At 52.6% G+C, this 15,687-nt stretch carries 15 protein-coding genes; 11 read left to right on the top strand and 4 right to left on the bottom strand.

Annotated features, from left to right (window positions below; genetic code table 11):
• Window positions 1-28 precede the first annotated feature (28 nt).
• From tssB to NM686_RS17860, 10 genes are all read left to right on the top strand, one after another.
• Window positions 29-565, top strand: coding sequence for a type VI secretion system contractile sheath small subunit (gene tssB / locus NM686_RS17905; RefSeq protein ID WP_255189206.1), 537 nt, complete (start codon window positions 29-31; stop codon window positions 563-565).
• Between the two features lie 2 nt (window positions 566-567).
• The gene (tssC, locus tag NM686_RS17900; protein WP_255189205.1) at window positions 568-2,064 is read left to right on the top strand and encodes a type VI secretion system contractile sheath large subunit; all 1,497 of its coding nucleotides are present in this window, start codon (window positions 568-570) and stop codon (window positions 2,062-2,064) included.
• A gap of 93 nt (window positions 2,065-2,157) precedes the next feature.
• Window positions 2,158-2,649 carry an Hcp family type VI secretion system effector gene (locus tag NM686_RS17895; protein ID WP_255189204.1) on the top strand — a complete coding sequence of 164 codons (492 nt, stop codon included), beginning with the start codon at window positions 2,158-2,160 and terminating at the stop codon, window positions 2,647-2,649.
• A 116-nt stretch (window positions 2,650-2,765) separates the two neighbouring features.
• Entirely contained in the window at window positions 2,766-3,575 is an 810-nt protein-coding gene (locus NM686_RS17890; protein WP_255189203.1) for a type VI secretion system accessory protein TagJ, read from the top strand.
• Complete coding sequence (gene tssE, locus NM686_RS17885; RefSeq protein WP_255189202.1) at window positions 3,575-4,078, top strand: type VI secretion system baseplate subunit TssE; 504 nt, start codon at window positions 3,575-3,577, stop codon at window positions 4,076-4,078. The genes NM686_RS17890 and tssE overlap by 1 nt, the downstream gene beginning before the upstream one ends.
• A 3-nt stretch (window positions 4,079-4,081) precedes the next feature.
• Window positions 4,082-5,965: a type VI secretion system baseplate subunit TssF gene (tssF, locus tag NM686_RS17880; RefSeq protein WP_255189201.1), complete on the top strand. Its 1,884-nt coding sequence runs from the start codon at window positions 4,082-4,084 to the stop codon at window positions 5,963-5,965.
• Window positions 5,929-6,993: a type VI secretion system baseplate subunit TssG gene (tssG, locus tag NM686_RS17875; RefSeq protein ID WP_255189200.1), complete on the top strand. Its 1,065-nt coding sequence runs from the start codon at window positions 5,929-5,931 to the stop codon at window positions 6,991-6,993. The genes tssF and tssG overlap by 37 nt, the downstream gene beginning before the upstream one ends.
• Before the next feature lie 39 nt (window positions 6,994-7,032).
• A complete protein-coding gene (gene tssH / locus NM686_RS17870) occupies window positions 7,033-9,738 on the top strand; it encodes a type VI secretion system ATPase TssH (RefSeq protein ID WP_255189199.1) in 2,706 nt (901 codons plus the stop codon).
• Between the two features lie 59 nt (window positions 9,739-9,797).
• The gene (locus NM686_RS17865) at window positions 9,798-10,265 is read left to right on the top strand and encodes a papain-like cysteine protease family protein (protein WP_255189198.1); all 468 of its coding nucleotides are present in this window, start codon (window positions 9,798-9,800) and stop codon (window positions 10,263-10,265) included.
• Window positions 10,266-10,466: 201 nt separating this feature from the next.
• Window positions 10,467-11,819: a tetratricopeptide repeat protein gene (locus NM686_RS17860; RefSeq protein WP_255189197.1), complete on the top strand. Its 1,353-nt coding sequence runs from the start codon at window positions 10,467-10,469 to the stop codon at window positions 11,817-11,819.
• Between the two features lie 11 nt (window positions 11,820-11,830).
• Here NM686_RS17860 and NM686_RS17855 read toward each other — a convergent pair whose 3' ends face one another.
• The 4 genes from NM686_RS17855 to NM686_RS17840 are packed head-to-tail and all read right to left on the bottom strand — an operon-like array spanning window position 11,831 to window position 13,583.
• Window positions 11,831-12,127: a GIY-YIG nuclease family protein gene (locus NM686_RS17855; RefSeq protein ID WP_269021879.1), complete on the bottom strand. Its 297-nt coding sequence runs from the start codon at window positions 12,125-12,127 to the stop codon at window positions 11,831-11,833.
• Window positions 12,127-12,402: a hypothetical protein gene (locus NM686_RS17850; protein ID WP_255189195.1), complete on the bottom strand. Its 276-nt coding sequence runs from the start codon at window positions 12,400-12,402 to the stop codon at window positions 12,127-12,129. Before NM686_RS17850 ends, NM686_RS17855 begins: the two co-directional genes overlap by 1 nt.
• A 19-nt stretch (window positions 12,403-12,421) precedes the next feature.
• Window positions 12,422-12,865 carry a ribonuclease HI gene (gene rnhA, locus NM686_RS17845; RefSeq protein ID WP_255189194.1) on the bottom strand — a complete coding sequence of 148 codons (444 nt, stop codon included), beginning with the start codon at window positions 12,863-12,865 and terminating at the stop codon, window positions 12,422-12,424.
• A complete protein-coding gene (locus NM686_RS17840) occupies window positions 12,858-13,583 on the bottom strand; it encodes a class I SAM-dependent methyltransferase (protein ID WP_255189193.1) in 726 nt (241 codons plus the stop codon). Before NM686_RS17840 ends, rnhA begins: the two co-directional genes overlap by 8 nt.
• Window positions 13,584-13,669: 86 nt before the next feature.
• Between NM686_RS17840 and NM686_RS17835 the strand changes: the two genes are divergently transcribed.
• On the top strand, window positions 13,670-15,259 hold the full coding sequence (locus NM686_RS17835) for a lytic transglycosylase (protein ID WP_255189192.1): 1,590 nt from the start codon (window positions 13,670-13,672) through the stop codon (window positions 15,257-15,259).
• The last annotated feature ends 428 nt before the right edge of the window (window positions 15,260-15,687 follow it).

The following is a 15,687-nucleotide window of genomic DNA, read 5'->3' as shown; positions in this document are numbered from 1 at the left end:
GATCAACCTTTAAAAAGTGGAGTAAGCAATGGCCGAAAGTAGTCAGAAGTTCATTCAGCGAAACCGGGCGCCACGTGTTCAAATCGAATACGATGTCGAGGTTTATGGATCAGAAAAAAAAGTACAGCTTCCCTTCGTGATGGGGGTGCTTTCCGATCTTTCCGGCAAGCCAACGGAGCCTTTGCCGCCGGTGGCAGAACGCAAACTGCTTGAAATCGATGTCGATAATTTCGACGAACGACTGAAATCGATGAAACCGCGGGTAGCGTTCCAGGTGCCCAATACCTTGACCGGTGAAGGCAATCTGAATGTAGACATAACCTTTGAAAGCATGGATGACTTTTCCCCGGCCGCCGTGGCCAAAAAAGTGGCGGGCTTGGACAAGGTGCTGGAAGCGAGGACACAGCTCTCCAATCTGATTACCTATATGGATGGAAAAACCGGCGCAGAGGAACTGATCGCCAAGCTCATCAACGATCCCGCTTTGCTACAGTCATTGGCCGCGAGTGCAAAACCCGCTGAACCAGCGGCAGGTCAACAAACTTCAGAAAGCAGCGAGGGGTGATCATGGCGGAATTAGAAACTCAAGCTCAGGCAGCGGAAGGCGCGACCGAGACCTTGCAACTGGATGATTTTACGACGTTGCTGTCCAAGGAATTCAGGCCGGGTACGGAAGCGGCGAATCAGGTCAATACCGCCGTGACCACGCTGGCGCAATATGCGTTGCAGGACGTTACCAAAATCTCTGACGATGCGGTCAAGTCCATAGAAGCGATTATCGCCAGTTTGGATCAGAAAATTACCGAACAGCTCAATTTGGTCATGCATCATGCGGATTTCCAAAATTTGGAATCGGCGTGGCGCGGTTTGCATTATCTGGTGAACAACACCGAAACCGATGAGATGCTGAAGATTCGGGTCATGAACATCTCGAAAAAGGAACTCGGCAAGACCTTGAAGAAATTCAAAGGCACGGCTTGGGACCAAAGCCCGATGTTCAAAAAATTGTACGAGGAAGAATACGGCACCTTCGGCGGCGAGCCGTTCGGCTGCCTGGTCGGCGACTACTTTTTCGATCACAGTCCACCCGATGTCGAGTTGTTGGGTGAAATCGGCAAAATTTCCGCGGCTTCTCACACGCCGTTCATTGCCGGTGTTGCGCCTTCGGTCATGCAGATGGAAAGCTGGTCGGAATTGGCCAATCCGCGTGATTTGACCAAAATTTTCCAGACTCCGGAATATGCGGCATGGCGGTCCTTACGCGAATCCGAAGATTCCAGGTATATTGGCTTGGCGATGCCTCGCTTCCTCAGTCGCTTGCCTTACGGTGCCAAAACCGACCCGGTCGAGGAATTCAATTTCGAGGAAGACACGACGGGTGCCAACAGCGATAAATATACGTGGTCCAATGCGGCCTATGCGATGGCGGTCAACATCAATCGTTCGTTCAAATTGTACGGATGGTGCTCGCGCATTCGCGGGATCGAGTCGGGTGGTGCGGTCGAAGGATTGCCGGTTCACACTTTTCCGACCGATGACGGCGGCGTGGATATGAAGTGCCCAACCGAAATCGCCATCACCGACAGACGCGAGGCCGAACTGGCGAAAAACGGCTTCATGCCGTTGATCCATAAGAAAAATACCGATTTTGCCGCCTTTATCGGCGCTCAATCGCTGCAAAAACCGGCTGAATATGAAGATCCGGATGCCACGGCGAATGCCAATCTCGCGGCACGGTTGCCTTATCTGTTTGCCACTTGCCGTTTCGCGCATTATCTGAAATGCATCGTGCGGGATAAAGTGGGTTCCTTCAAGGAAAAAGACGATATGCAGCGCTGGCTCAACAACTGGATCATGCAATATGTCGACGGCAATCCCGAGACTTCCAGCGAAACGACTAAAGCCATGAAGCCTTTGGCGGCAGCCGAGGTAGTCGTCGAAGAAGTGGAAGGCAACCCAGGCTATTACCGGTCGCAATTCTTTTTGCGGCCGCATTATCAGTTGGAAGGACTGACGGTTTCCTTGCGGCTGGTATCCAAGTTGCCCTCTGCCAAAGGGGCGTAAATAAAGTTGCTTTTGGGTGGGTCCGGTTCCAGAGGCAAAAGAGTTATCAGACCGGACATTTGTAATCGATATCGGTAAGACAGGAGAACGAAAATGGCTGTAGACATTTTTTTGAAGATCGAAGAGCCACCTATCAAAGGGGAGGCGCGGGATGACAAGCATAAGGAGGAAATTGATGTCTTGGCATGGAGCTGGGGATTGTCCAATTCGGGTAGTGCTCATGTAGGCGGGGGCGCCGGCGCCGGCAAAGTCAATGTGCAGGATTTATCCATCACCAAGTATATTGATAGCGGTTCGCCAGAGTTGGCCCTGTCGACCGCCAGTGGACGGCACCATAAAAAGGCGACCCTTACCGTCAGAAAAGCCGGTGGCGACAATCCGGTCGAATATTTGAAAATTCACATGACAGAGGTGCTGATTACTTCCTATAGCATGGGCGGCTCCGGCGGCGAAGATCGTTTGACCGAGAATGTTACGTTGAATTTCGCGGAATACGAGATCGAATATACACCGCAAAAACCAGACGGCACGCCAGACGCCTCCAAGAAAACGGGGTGGGATATCGCTGCCAATAAAAAGAAATAAAGACCTGCCTGATAGGCGCCTTCCTGTTAGCGGACGGCGCCGACTCAGAGCATCATCGAAGGTGGTTGAGCCATCGAAGAGTCATCGAGTTTTCTGGCCATCAAAAGGGGCGAGTAATGAAGTTGGATGCGGAGCAGTATCTTCACCAAGGCAATTTGAAAGAGGCCTTGGCAAATTTGCAGGAACAAATCAGGAAAGATGCGGCGAATCCAAAATTGAGGGTTTTTCTGTTTCAATTGTTGGTCGTGTTGGGGGAATGGCAGCGAGCATTGACCCAGCTTCAAGTTCTCGAAGACTTGGATGCTTCTCAGTTGCTGATGACCCAAACCTATCGCGCCGCGGTGTTGTGCGAAGCATTACGGACAGAAGTTTTTGCTGGAAAGCGTTCCCCGTTGATTTTCGGAGAACCGCAACGCTGGGTCGCTTTACTGATAGAGGCTTTGCGCCTGGATGCCGAGGGGCATTTTGCGGAAGCTGCGAGCTTGCGTCGAGAAGCGTTGGAGTTGGCGCCCGCCACCTCGGGAAGCCTGGATGGCGTCGGTTTCGAGTGGATAGCCGATGCGGATAACCGTTTGGGGCCAACGTTGGAGGCTATCGTCAATGGCCGTTATTATTGGATTCCGTTTCAACAAGTTAGCAGAATAGAATTTGACGAGCCCGCCGATTTGCGCGATGTCGTCTGGATGCCCGCGCAACTGGCCTGGGTCAATGGCGGTGCGGCCAGTTGTTTGATTCCTACCCGCTATCCGGGCTCGGATCATGCCACCGATTTCAGGTTGCAAATGGCGCGCATGACCGATTGGAAGGAACTGGCCGAAGGCTGTCTCACCGGCATGGGGCAGCGCTTGCTGGCAACCAACGTCGATGATTATGCGCTGATGGATATCCGTAAGATCGCCTTGAATGCGACGGGCGGAACCCCATAATGGCGGAGCTACTCTATACCGAGCGCCTACAACCATCCTTGCTGGACCGACTGACCGATAACAATCCCGACAAACAGGTGGAGTCCAGAGAGCAACGGGTTTTGTCGGGTCGTCAGCTCAGGCAATCGGTACTCAGAGATTTGACCTGGCTGTTAAATACGGCCGCGCTGGATTCCTGTGTCGATTTATCGGAACTGCCTGATGCCGAGCACTCCGTGATTAACTACGGCATCCTGACGTTTTCGGGCGCTCACTTGACGGGGGCCGACCTGCCTAAAATAGAGCGCAAAATCAAACAGGCCATCATGGATTTCGAGCCGCGCATCACGCCCGGCTCCTTGAAAGTCGAAGTCATCAGTTCCGAAGAGCACATGAATCAGCATGCGATGTCCTTCAAAATAGAAGGCGATTTGTGGGCACAGCCTTTGCCGGTTCATTTGTATATTCGTAGTGAATTGGATTTGGAAACGGGAGAAGCCACCATCAAGGACTTGGGAGGATAAGCCTTGGACCCTCGGCTACTGAAATATTACAACCGCGAGTTGCAGCATGTCCGGGAGGTGGGGGCCGAGTTTGCCAGCGAATTTCCGAAAATTGCGGCGCGCCTGGGCTTGGATACCTTTGAATGTTCCGATCCTTACGTCGAGCGTTTGTTCGAGGGTTTTGCCTTCATGGCGGCTCGGGTCCAACTGAAAATCGATGCCGAATTCCCCAATTTTTCCCAGCATTTGCTGGAAATCGTTTATCCGCATTATTTAGCCTCGACGCCATCGATGGCGGTGGTCGAGTTCAAGCCGGATCTGAGCGAAGAAGGCCTGGTGGGCGGCTTTTCAATTCCGAGAGACACGGCCTTGCGCAGTCAAATCGCCAAAGGCGAGCAAACGGCCTGCGAATATCGTACAGCGCATGCCTTGCAATTGTGGCCGTTGGAAATTGCCAAGTTCGAATATTTATCGACCTTGGCCGCCGTGTCCAGCCATGGCTTGGCGGATGGCAAATATCTGAATTCGACCAAGGCGGCCTTCCGTATCGTGTTGCGCACCACGGCCGGCGTGACGTTCAGTCAGCTTGCATTGAACAAGCTGCCGTTGTATTTGCGGGGAACCGGCGCCATTCCGTATCGTTTGTACGAACAATTTCTGGCCAATGCCAAGGCATTGGCGTGCAAATTCGGCAACGATTCGGCCGAGGTCAAGTATGTCGCGGGGAACATTGCTAGAGGTTTGGGGTTTGAAAAAGAAGAGGCCTTGTTGAAACAGACGCCCCGTTCTTTCGAAGGCTATCGAATCTTGCAGGAATATTTTGCCTTCCCCGAGCGCTATCTGTTCGTCGAATTAGCCCATTTAGCCCCGTTAATCGCTCAATGCGATGCGAGCGAAGTCGAGTTGTTCGTTTTGTTGGATCGCAGCGACGCCCAATTGATCAATACCCTGGATAAATCCAACCTATCCTTGTTTTGCGTGCCGGCCATCAATTTGTTTCCCAAGCGCACGGATCGGATACATGTCGACCATAGGCAGTCGGAATATCATGTCGTCGTCGATCGCACGAGGCCAATGGATTACGAGGTTTCCACCGTCAATCAGGTGGTGGGCTACGCTGGCGACTCGCGGACGGAACAGGTTTTTTTGCCGTTTTACGGTTCGAAAAGCGCATATCAAACCCCTGCCGAAACCGCTTTTTATATGACCAGGAAACAAAAGCGGGTGCTTTCGACCAAGCAGCGCCGCCATGGGGTCCGCTCCAGTTATATCGGCAGCGAATGTTTCGTTTCCCTGGTCGATGCCCAGCAGGCGCCTTATTCATCGGATATTGCGCAATTGGGTTTGGAGACGCTTTGCACCAATCGGGATTTGCCGTTGGTGATGCCGGTCGGTCTGGGCGAAACGGATTTCACCTTGCAAATCAGCGCGCCAGTCAAGTCTATCCGTTGTGCAGCCGGGCCCACCCGACCCCTGCCGGCCGCCTACGAAGGCGAGAGCGTCTGGCGCTTGATCAACCATCTTTCCTTGAATTACCTGTCCCTAATCGATACCGATGCCAAGCAAGGCGCGACGGCCTTGCGGGAGTTGCTGGGGCTTTACGCCGATAATCGGGAGCCGGCAATCAAAAAACAAATCGAAGGCGTGATTTCGGTATCGGCAAAAAACGTGGTCAGGCGGATAGATGCCAAAGGACCCATGGTTTTCGGTCGGGGCTTGGAAATCACGGTGTTGCTCGATGAGTCCGCGTTCGAAGGGGGAGGGTATTTTTTATTGGGCGCCGTATTGGAACAATTTTTTACCCGTTATGTTTCGATCAATTCCTTTGTCGAAACCGTCATTCGAACAACCGATCATGGTGAGGTGGCCCGATGGCCGGTGAAAATAGGCCAACGCCACACGTTTTGATAACCGAGCTGGAAAAAGCCGCCTACCGTTTCGATTTTTTCGAAACCCTGCGCTTATTGGAAGCGCTAAACTCCGACAAACCCAGGCTCGGAACCAGCGTCAAAGCCGGCGACGATCCAGTACGTTTGGCTCAAGAGCCGGGATTGGAGTTTCCGCCTTCGAGTTTGTCTTCCTATGAAATCGGCGCATCCGGCATGCCGCGATTGGTGGTTAATTTTTTCGGTCTATTCGGCCCGCAAGGGCCGTTGCCCCTGCATTTGACCGAGTATGCCAGAGAGCGGCGGCGGCATTACCGCGATCCGACGCTGGTGCGTTTCGCCGACATTTTTCACCACCGCATGATCAGCTTGTTTTACCGGGCGTGGGCGAACGTCCGGCCTACGGTCTGCTACGACCGGCCGGAATCCGATCGCTTCGCGTTTTACGTGGGCAGTCTGTTTGGCATCAGCGGCGACGCCTTTCGTCATCGGGATGCCCTGGATGATAGGGCCAAGCTGTTCTATGCCGGGCATTTCGCGGCCCAGACCAAGTATGCCGATGGCTTGCAGGCCATCATCGCCGATTTGTTGTCAATCGATATCCGAATCGAGGAGTTCGTCGGCGAATGGATGGAAATCCAGCAAAGCGATCAAAGCCGTTTAGGACACTCGCCGGAATTGGCGACGCTCGGCCACTCCACGTTTCTGGGCGCCTTTGTCTGGGGGTGCCAGCATAAATTCAGAATCGTTTTAGGCCCGCTGAATTTGACCCGGTACCTGTCGTTACTGCCCGGCGGCAAAGCCTTGGCGCAATTGACGGCGATCGTGCGCAACCATATCGGCGACGAATTGGTTTGGGATGCGCAATTGGTGTTAAAAAAGCAAGAAGTGCCTTCTGAGCTATCCTTAGGCGAGCCAATCCACGCTCATCCTTCTTGCATGAACGGGGAAGCGCGCTTGGGTTGGACGACGTGGCTGGGACCCAGGCTTACCGAGGACGATGCCGCCGATTTGACCTTGAATCCTTTTTTTGCCCTTGGTTCGGGCTAAACGTTTTTCATTTCAAAAAATAATAATAGAGATAATGCTATGGCAGAAATCAGTCGAGTCAAACTGTTTGGAAAATTAAACCGTGTCTGCTACAAGGCGATCGAAGGCGCTACGGTGTTTTGCAAACTCAGGGGCAATCCCTATGTCGAGTTGGTGCATTGGCTGAATCAATTATTGCAATTGCAGGATTCTGATTTGCACCGCGTCATCAAACATTTCAGTCTGGATATGTCGCGCTTGGCCAAGGACGTAACCGAAGCCCTGGAACGGTTACCGCGTGGTTCTACTTCTATCTCCGATTTTTCCCCGCATATCGAAGAAACCGTCGAGCGCGGCTGGGTATACGGGACTTTGATGTTCGGCGAAAGTCAGATCCGGACTGGACATTTGCTGGTCGGTTTGCTGAAAACCAAGTCTTTGCGCAACGAGCTGGTGGGGATTTCCAGGGAATTCGAAAAGATCAAACCAGACTCGTTGTCGGATGAATTCGCGCGTATCGTATCGGGTTCGCCTGAAGAGGGCTTGGCGGCGACCGACGGCTTTCAAACAGCGGCTGCGCCCGGCGAAGCCAGTGGTGCGATTGCCCCGGCTGCGATGGGCAAACAGGAGGCGCTGAAACAGTTCACGGTGGACCTGACCGAACAGGCCCGCCAAGGCAAGATGGACCCCATTGTGGGCCGCGACGAAGAAATTCGCCAGGTCATCGATATTCTGATGCGCCGCCGCCAGAACAACCCGATTCTGACCGGCGAGGCCGGCGTCGGCAAAACCGCCGTGGTGGAAGGCTTTGCGCAAAAGATCGTCGCCGGCGACGTGCCACCCTCGCTGCGCGACGTCAGTTTGCGCACCTTGGATGTCGGCTTGCTGCAGGCGGGTGCCAGCATGAAAGGCGAATTCGAAAACCGTTTGCGCCATGTGATCGAAGAAGTTCAATCGTCGGCCAAGCCCATCATTCTGTTCATCGACGAGGCCCATACTCTGGTCGGTGCGGGTGGTGCGGCCGGCACCGGCGACGCCGCCAATTTATTGAAGCCGGCTTTGGCGCGCGGAACCTTGCGCACCGTCGCAGCAACCACTTGGGCCGAATACAAGAAACACATCGAAAAAGATCCGGCCTTGACCCGGCGCTTTCAAGTGGTACAGGTGCAGGAACCCAGCGAGGAAAAGGCCATCCGGATGATGCGCGGCGTGGTGTCGGTGCAGGAAAAGCACCATCAGGTCATGGTCCTCGACGAAGCGTTGGAAGCCGCCGTCAAATTGTCACATCGTTACATTCCGGCCAGACAGTTGCCCGACAAGGCCGTGAGTTTGTTGGACACCGCATGCGCCAGGGTCGGCATCAGCCAACATGCCGTTCCGGCCCAAGTAGACGATTGCCGTAAACGCATAGCGGCATTGGAAACCGAATTGCAAATCATCGGCCGAGAAAAGGCTGTAGGCATCGAAGTCGGCGAGCGCGAACCAGAGGCAATGGAAAAGCTCGAAGCCGAAAAAACCCGGCTGGCCGAGCTGGAAGAACGCTGGAATCGGGAAAAGGGCATGGTCGAAAAGATTCTCGACCTCAGAGCCCAGCTCAGGGTCGAAGGCCACGCCGTGGATCAAACAGCCGGTGAGCAGGGCGGCGAAGTGCAAACTGAAAGCGAACCGCCGAAGGATCAAAATGCGCTGTTGTCGGAATTGAAAACGCTGCAGGACGCCTTGCGCGATTTTCAAGGTGAATCGCCTCTGATTTTGCCCACCGTCGATCATCAAGCCGTCGCTTCGGTAGTGCAGGATTGGACCGGCATTCCGGTCGGGCGCATGGTCAAAAACGAAATCGAAACCGTTTTGAAACTGCCCGATTTATTGGAGCAGCGCATCATCGGTCAGCGCCATGCCTTGGAAATGATCGCGCGGCGCATTCAAACCTCACGCGCCGGACTCGACAATCCCAACAAGCCCATAGGTGTGTTCATGTTGGCCGGCAGTTCCGGTGTCGGTAAAACCGAAACCGCATTGGCGTTGGCCGAGGCCTTGTACGGTGGCGAACAAAACGTGATCACGATCAACATGAGCGAATATCAAGAAGCCCATACGGTTTCGACGCTCAAAGGCGCGCCGCCGGGCTATGTCGGTTACGGCGAAGGCGGGGTCTTGACCGAGGCCGTGCGCCGCAGGCCTTACAGCGTGGTGTTGCTGGACGAAGTGGAAAAGGCGCATCCCGATGTGCACGAGATTTTCTTCCAGGTTTTCGACAAAGGCTGGATGGAAGACGGCGAAGGCCGGGTGATCGACTTCAAGAACACCTTGATTCTGCTGACGACCAACGCCGGTACCGATCTGATCATGAACCTTTGCAAAGACCCGGAACTGATGCCTGAACCGGAGGGTATCGCCAAAGCCCTGCGCGAACCGCTATTGAAGGTGTTTCCACCGGCTTTGCTGGGGCGCTTGGTGGTGATTCCCTATTACCCGCTTACCGATGAAGTCATCGGCAACATTGCCAGATTGCAGCTTGGCCGCATCAGGAAGCGTGTCGCCGAAAGCCACGGCGTGCCGTTCAGCTACGATGACGACGTGGTCAAGCTGATCGTCAGTCGTTGCACCGAACTGGAAAGCGGCGGCCGCATGATAGACTCGATATTGACCAACACCGTATTACCGAGAATCAGCGAGGAATTATTGACAAGGATGGTAGAAGGCATGCTCATTCAGCGTGTCCATGTCAGTGTGGAAGATGGAGAGTTTAATTATTTATTTGATTAGTCGGTCGGTACGATGAATCATTCAGTCCGATAGACGTTTTCTTTAGAGAGGAGTTTGTTATGGCGTTAATTAAAATGACCGTACCCGTGCTTGCACAAGAAAAATCCATGTGCTGCTGGCATACCAGCGCAATGATGATTTGGCTTTATTGGCAACAGCAGACGGGTAGGCAGGGGCCAATGAATACCATCGGCCCTGTATATCAGGACAATACAGGCTTGTCCGTGAACGTTCAATCTTTCATAACGTTGGCAAAAACCACCGGACTCAAACGCTTGCCGTCGCAAAACACCTATTCCAACATGGATTTGTTCAAACTTTTGCGAGATAACGGACCGCTTTGGTGTGCTGGTTTATGGTACGGTTTTGGACATGTCATCGTGCTTACCGGAATCGACGGCGGTACCGTGTATCTCAATGATCCCGATGGTGCCCAGCGTAAAACCGGAACGTTGGCTTGGTTCAACGAAAAACTCATGAATGGGCTTGATGGTTGCATAATGGCGAAGGACCCAGCGGCCTATTAATAGAGTGATCAAGGTGATTCGATTGGCCAAGATCGCTGAAATTCCGCCTGCCTTGAACGGTGACATGTCAGGTTGAGCCAGCCAAGTCGGTTATACCCAGTGAAGGATTTTGTTTTCGTCTTGGCTGGTTACGTCATCGCATCTTTGCCCGATGGTCTTGGAAGTTGATGTAGGCCAGAATGATTGAGTGAGATTGCACGCATGAATAACGCTATTGGTGAAGCGAATTTGAACCAATCGACCCCCCGGAAATTTAGTCCTGAACAAGCCTTGCATCTCGCGATTCATTGGCATCAAAACGATAGGGTCGAAGATGCGGAGGCGCTTTACCGCAAGCTACTCGAGCTGAATCCGGATGACCCAAATGTCATGAATTTTCTTGGGCTGGCCAGACACCAGCGCGGACACTCCGAGGAAGGGATAGCATGGATCAAGAAAGCGCTGGCGCTAGCTCCGGATTATATTGACGCCGAAAACAACCTGGGCAACATCTATTTGTTGACGGGGCGCGTCGAATTGGCCGAGCCATGTTTTCGCCACGTGATTGCGCGGAATCCGGATTTTGCCACTGCCTACGGAAATCTGGGCATAGCGCTTAAGGACCTCGAACGCTATCAGGAAGCCATCGAATATTTGATGAAGGCGATCGAGTTGGAACCGGATATGCCGCGGCATTACCAAAACCTGGGCAATGTTTATCGGCACCAACAGCAATACCGCGAAGCCGTGGCGATGTATCGCAAATCGCTGGAATTGGCGCCTTTCGATCCGGAAGCCTATCTAAGGTTGAGCCGTACCTTCTTCATCATGGGCGAAATCGAGCGTAGCGCCGAAGTATTGGAGCAATGGCTGGAATACGATCCGGAAAATCCGACCGCCTTACACATGTATGCCGCTTATACCCGCAGCAACACGCCCACAAGAGCCAGTGATGCCTATGTGAAGGAAACCTTCGACAGTTTCGCGGCCTCGTTTGACGTAGTCCTTAAACGTCTGGATTACCAGGCGCCTTTACTGGTTCAGCAGGCTTTACAAAAGCTGGAGCCAGAACCCAATCATTGGGTCATTCTGGATGCCGGCTGCGGTACCGGTTTATGCGGAGACTTGATCAGGCCTTTAGCCAAGCGCCTGGTTGGCATGGATCTTTCGCCGAAGATGCTCGAGCGTGCCCAGGCTAGAGGGATATATGATGACTTGTTCGAAGCCGAACTGACGGAATTTTGTGCGAATTCCGCTTCGGCTTATCATGCGATAACCTGCGTCGACACCTTATGCTATTTCGGCGATTTGACCGGGGTAGTGCAAGCGGCCGTTAAGGCGTTGCGGCCCGATGGATGGTTTGTGTTTACCCTGGAAAAGCATGAGGCGGATGATGTGAGTTCAGGTTTTTACCTGCATGAGCATGGCCGTTACAGTCATGCCGAAGTTTATGTCAGAAAGGCCTTGCATGACGCGGGGTTTCGCGTGCACAGCATGGAAACCGCAACATTGCGCAAGGAAAGAGCGGATCAAGTGGCCGGGCTGGTGGTTACGGCGCAATCGATCGCGCCTTAGCTGGGAGCAAGCTAGAAATCGAATTTTGCCGGCGCCGCGTCCTGGATTTTATGCGCGGCAATCAAACGGAGCTTGTCGCTCCGTTTCATTTTTTTTATGGTTATTTCGCGTTGCGTGGCCGAACTGCGGCAATGGCCCGATTCGATGAAAACGATCTCGCTTGGCTGACGGCTTCTGAAATACTTCGCGCCTTGACCTTGTCGATGCTGTTGAAAACGTCGGCTTACATTGGTCGTGATGCCAGTATAAAAGCTGCCGTCGCTACACGAAATGATATAAACCGACCAGGTCACATTGGTGATTGCCATCACTCGGCGGACTGATTCAACCAGGTGTTCACGATGGCGGCGGCGATCAGGCCAATGCCGATATAGGCGTAGCGGACGATGAATATCAGTAAGCCGCTCTGATTATGGGTCGCGGCGTCCTTGATGCCCGGCGTGACGATCAGGCTCCAAAGCAAGGCGGCCAGAAAATAGACGATCACGCCGGATACCGCCCAGGAAAACGCTGGACGTCCCGAGCGGGGTGCCGTGTTGTAAAACCAGACGCCAACCAATGTGGCGGCAATCACACCTAACATAATTGATTCTCCTCGTTTGTCAGTGATTTTTTAACGCGTCTATGCCTTTATTGGCCAGGATGTCGGCGCGTTCGTTGCCAGGATCACCGGCATGCCCCTTGACCCAGATCCATTCTATGTGATGACGCTGGATGGCCTGGTCCAGGCGGCGCCATAAGTCTTCGTTTTTGACTGGTTTGTTGGCGGAGGTTTTCCAGCCGCGTTTTTTCCAGTTAGACATCCATTCGGTAATGCCTTGTAGAACATATTTGGAATCGGTATGCAATTTGACTTGGCAGGGGCGATTGAGCGTTTCCAGTGCTTGTATCGCCGCCGTCAATTCCATCCGGTTATTCGTGGTTTCTGCTTCGCCGCCGAAGAGTTCCTTTTCCTTGTCCTTATATCGCAAGCAAACGCCCCAGCCGCCAGGGCCGGGATTGCCTCTGCAGGCACCATCGGTATAAATGGTTACTATCTCAGTCATGTAGATTGTCGATTTGGTGTGTTCTGACTTCCACGCCAAAATTGGCGGTCGCCAGCTTGGTCTTGGTTTGAGTCACAGGGGTCAATGGAATCAGTGAATATTGTCGTTTCACGGCTTTCAAGCCATAGGCCATGGAAAAAAGGCCGCGGCGCGGCGAGGCAAACTGGCCTTGCGTGATCGTGAAAGTATCCAGGCCAAATTCCGCTGTCGTCAATAGTTCGAAATTTAGCAGTTTCAACCAGTCCGATACTCGCGCCCTGGACATAAAGTGCGCGAGCCAAGAGTCGCCTTTCTGCTTGTCCCACAAAAACTGAAAACGCACATAAAGGCTCAGAGGATTGAAACTCAAAATCACCAGCTCACCGCCCGGTTTCAATACCCGGTGTACCTCACGCATGGTGCGGAAGCGATGCGCGTCGAATTCGAGCATGTGCGGGATGATGACCAAATCCATCGACTCGGTTTGGATGGGGAGATTGTAAGCTTTTGCGTTCACTTTTAGCGCATCCTGACACCCCATGTTTTTGCCATCGAGAATCACATAATTTCGATACAAGGAGCAATCCACAAAATCGGCTTCCCAATCCAGACCGCCGATTTGCAGTTGATTTTGCTTGCAACTGACGGTGATGCAGCGTTTTAGATATTGAGCCTCCATGGTTTGCAGCAGCTTGCCGCGCGGGGTTTGGTATAAGGCAAATAGGAAATTTCTCTTCATGGGTAGCCACCCTAAAGGGTAGGATTATTGGCTTTAACGGGTAAGCCATGGTACCATCTAATTTTTTTATTTTAAGAGTAAAGACAATGCCTCGCTCAATTTCAAAAAAATCGGCCCGACATCTGTCCTATCTGCTGCCTATTTTGCTGGTAACGGGTTGTAGCCAAAACGCGCACAAAGATCCGTTGTCGCAATCTTCGAGCAGTAAATTCTCGGTATTCACCCGCAGTCACAACAAAAATCACCGATTCAACAAAGGAGAGTCGAAAGAGCACGACACCGTATGGGACCGCATGTTATCGCTGTATGCGTTGCCTGAAATCGATAATGCCAGAATCGACCGCGAAGTTAATTTTTATCTAAGAAATCCCGAATACTTAAGCCGCGTGCAACAGCGCGCGGAACCTTATTTATTTTTTATTCTTAACGAAATCGAAGCGAAAAACATTCCCGGCGAACTGGCGTTGTTGCCCGTTGTCGAGAGCGCGTTCAGACCGGATGCCGAGTCGCCCGCGCAAGCATCCGGACTGTGGCAATTCATTCCGCCGACGGGTCGCCTGTATGGCCTGGAGCAAAACAGCTGGTATGACGGCCGCCGCGACGTGATCGAATCGACCCAGGCGGCGACCACGTTCTTGAAGCAGCTGAGTGAAGAATTCAATAACGATTGGCTGTTGGCACTGGCGTCTTATAACGCCGGCAAGGGCAACATCCGGCATGCCATGGACAAAAACATCAGCCAGGGTTTGCCGACCGATTACTGGTCGCTGGATTTGAACAGTGAAACCTCGGCTTACGTTCCTAGATTATTGGCAATCGCGAAAATTTTCGCCAATCCGGAAAAATACAACGTCAATTTGCATCGCATTGCCAACGAACCCTATTTCGAATTGGTCGATGTCAAGTCGCAAATCGATTTAGGCAAGGCGGCGGAAATGGCGCAAACACCCTTGGACGAGTTCATCAAATTGAACCCAGGCTTCAACCGCTTGAGCACCGCGCCCAACGGCCCGCATCGTTTGTTGGTTCCGGTCGAAAAGGCCGATACTTTCAAGGAAAAGCTGGCGGGATTGCCCGAACATGAATTGATCAAATGGGAGCATCATACGGTCGGCAAGCGGGAGACCCTGAAATCCATAGCCCAGTCTCATCACACCACGATAGAACAGATTCAGGAAGTCAATCACATGGCGAGTAATGAGGTTGCGCAAGGCGAAACCTTGTTGATTCCGATGTCGTATAAGGCCATCAAAGGTCAGGATGAGCCTGTCGTGGCCGCTGTGGAGCCCAAGGCGCCGCCAAAGCCTCAGGTCAGCAAGCAAGAATACACGGTTAAAAAAGGCGACACACTCTGGACCGTGGCCAGACACTTTTCGGTGGATCAAGACGACATCTTGACCTGGAACAAATTGTCTAAAAAGTCTGGATTGAAACCGGGGCAAAAGCTGACGATCAAAAAGACCGGTGGCAATATCCAGGTGGCTTCAACTGCACCGAGTTTCAAGCAAATCAGCTATACCGTCAAACCGGGTGATACGCTGGCGCAAATTTCCAAAAAATTTAAAGTCGATGTTACCGACCTGCGTAAATGGAACAACGTGCCTAAAAATCGCGCCGATATCAAACCTGGTTCCAAGTTGAAAATCACGGTTGAGGCAGGGCATTCCTCATCCTAACGTTCATGAAGGCTCGGCATCGCTCCGGCAAATGAAGGTTTTCGTGGGAGCGACGCCCTCGTCGCTACCACAATGACTTTCAGAGTTAAGGATCTCGCTATAAATAACTTCCCTGTTTGAAAACTGCTAAAGTTTCTCAGATGAGGAGTGCAATAGCGTTGGCTATTGCCAAATAGTACGAGCGCAAAATGCGGAAGTTGTGTTGCACGTAATCCAGCTGATGCTTTGATATGAGAACTACGCAAAACGGCGTAGCCATTTTTAGTGGCTACGCCGTTTTGCTTTTCGTGGACTGCCGATGTTTTTAGGACTACTCGTGGGCCACAGTCTTTTCCTAGGATACTTTCAAGGGAGGCTTTCAGGCCTTATCCTTTTTTGTGGCGTGTTTCTCTTTTGTTGCGGGCTTCTTGAGCCGATAACAGCCATTC

The organism is Methylomonas rapida (genome assembly GCF_024360925.2).
Classification (GTDB): domain Bacteria; phylum Pseudomonadota; class Gammaproteobacteria; order Methylococcales; family Methylomonadaceae; genus Methylomonas; species Methylomonas rapida.
This window is presented reverse-complemented; position numbering and strand designations above follow the sequence as displayed.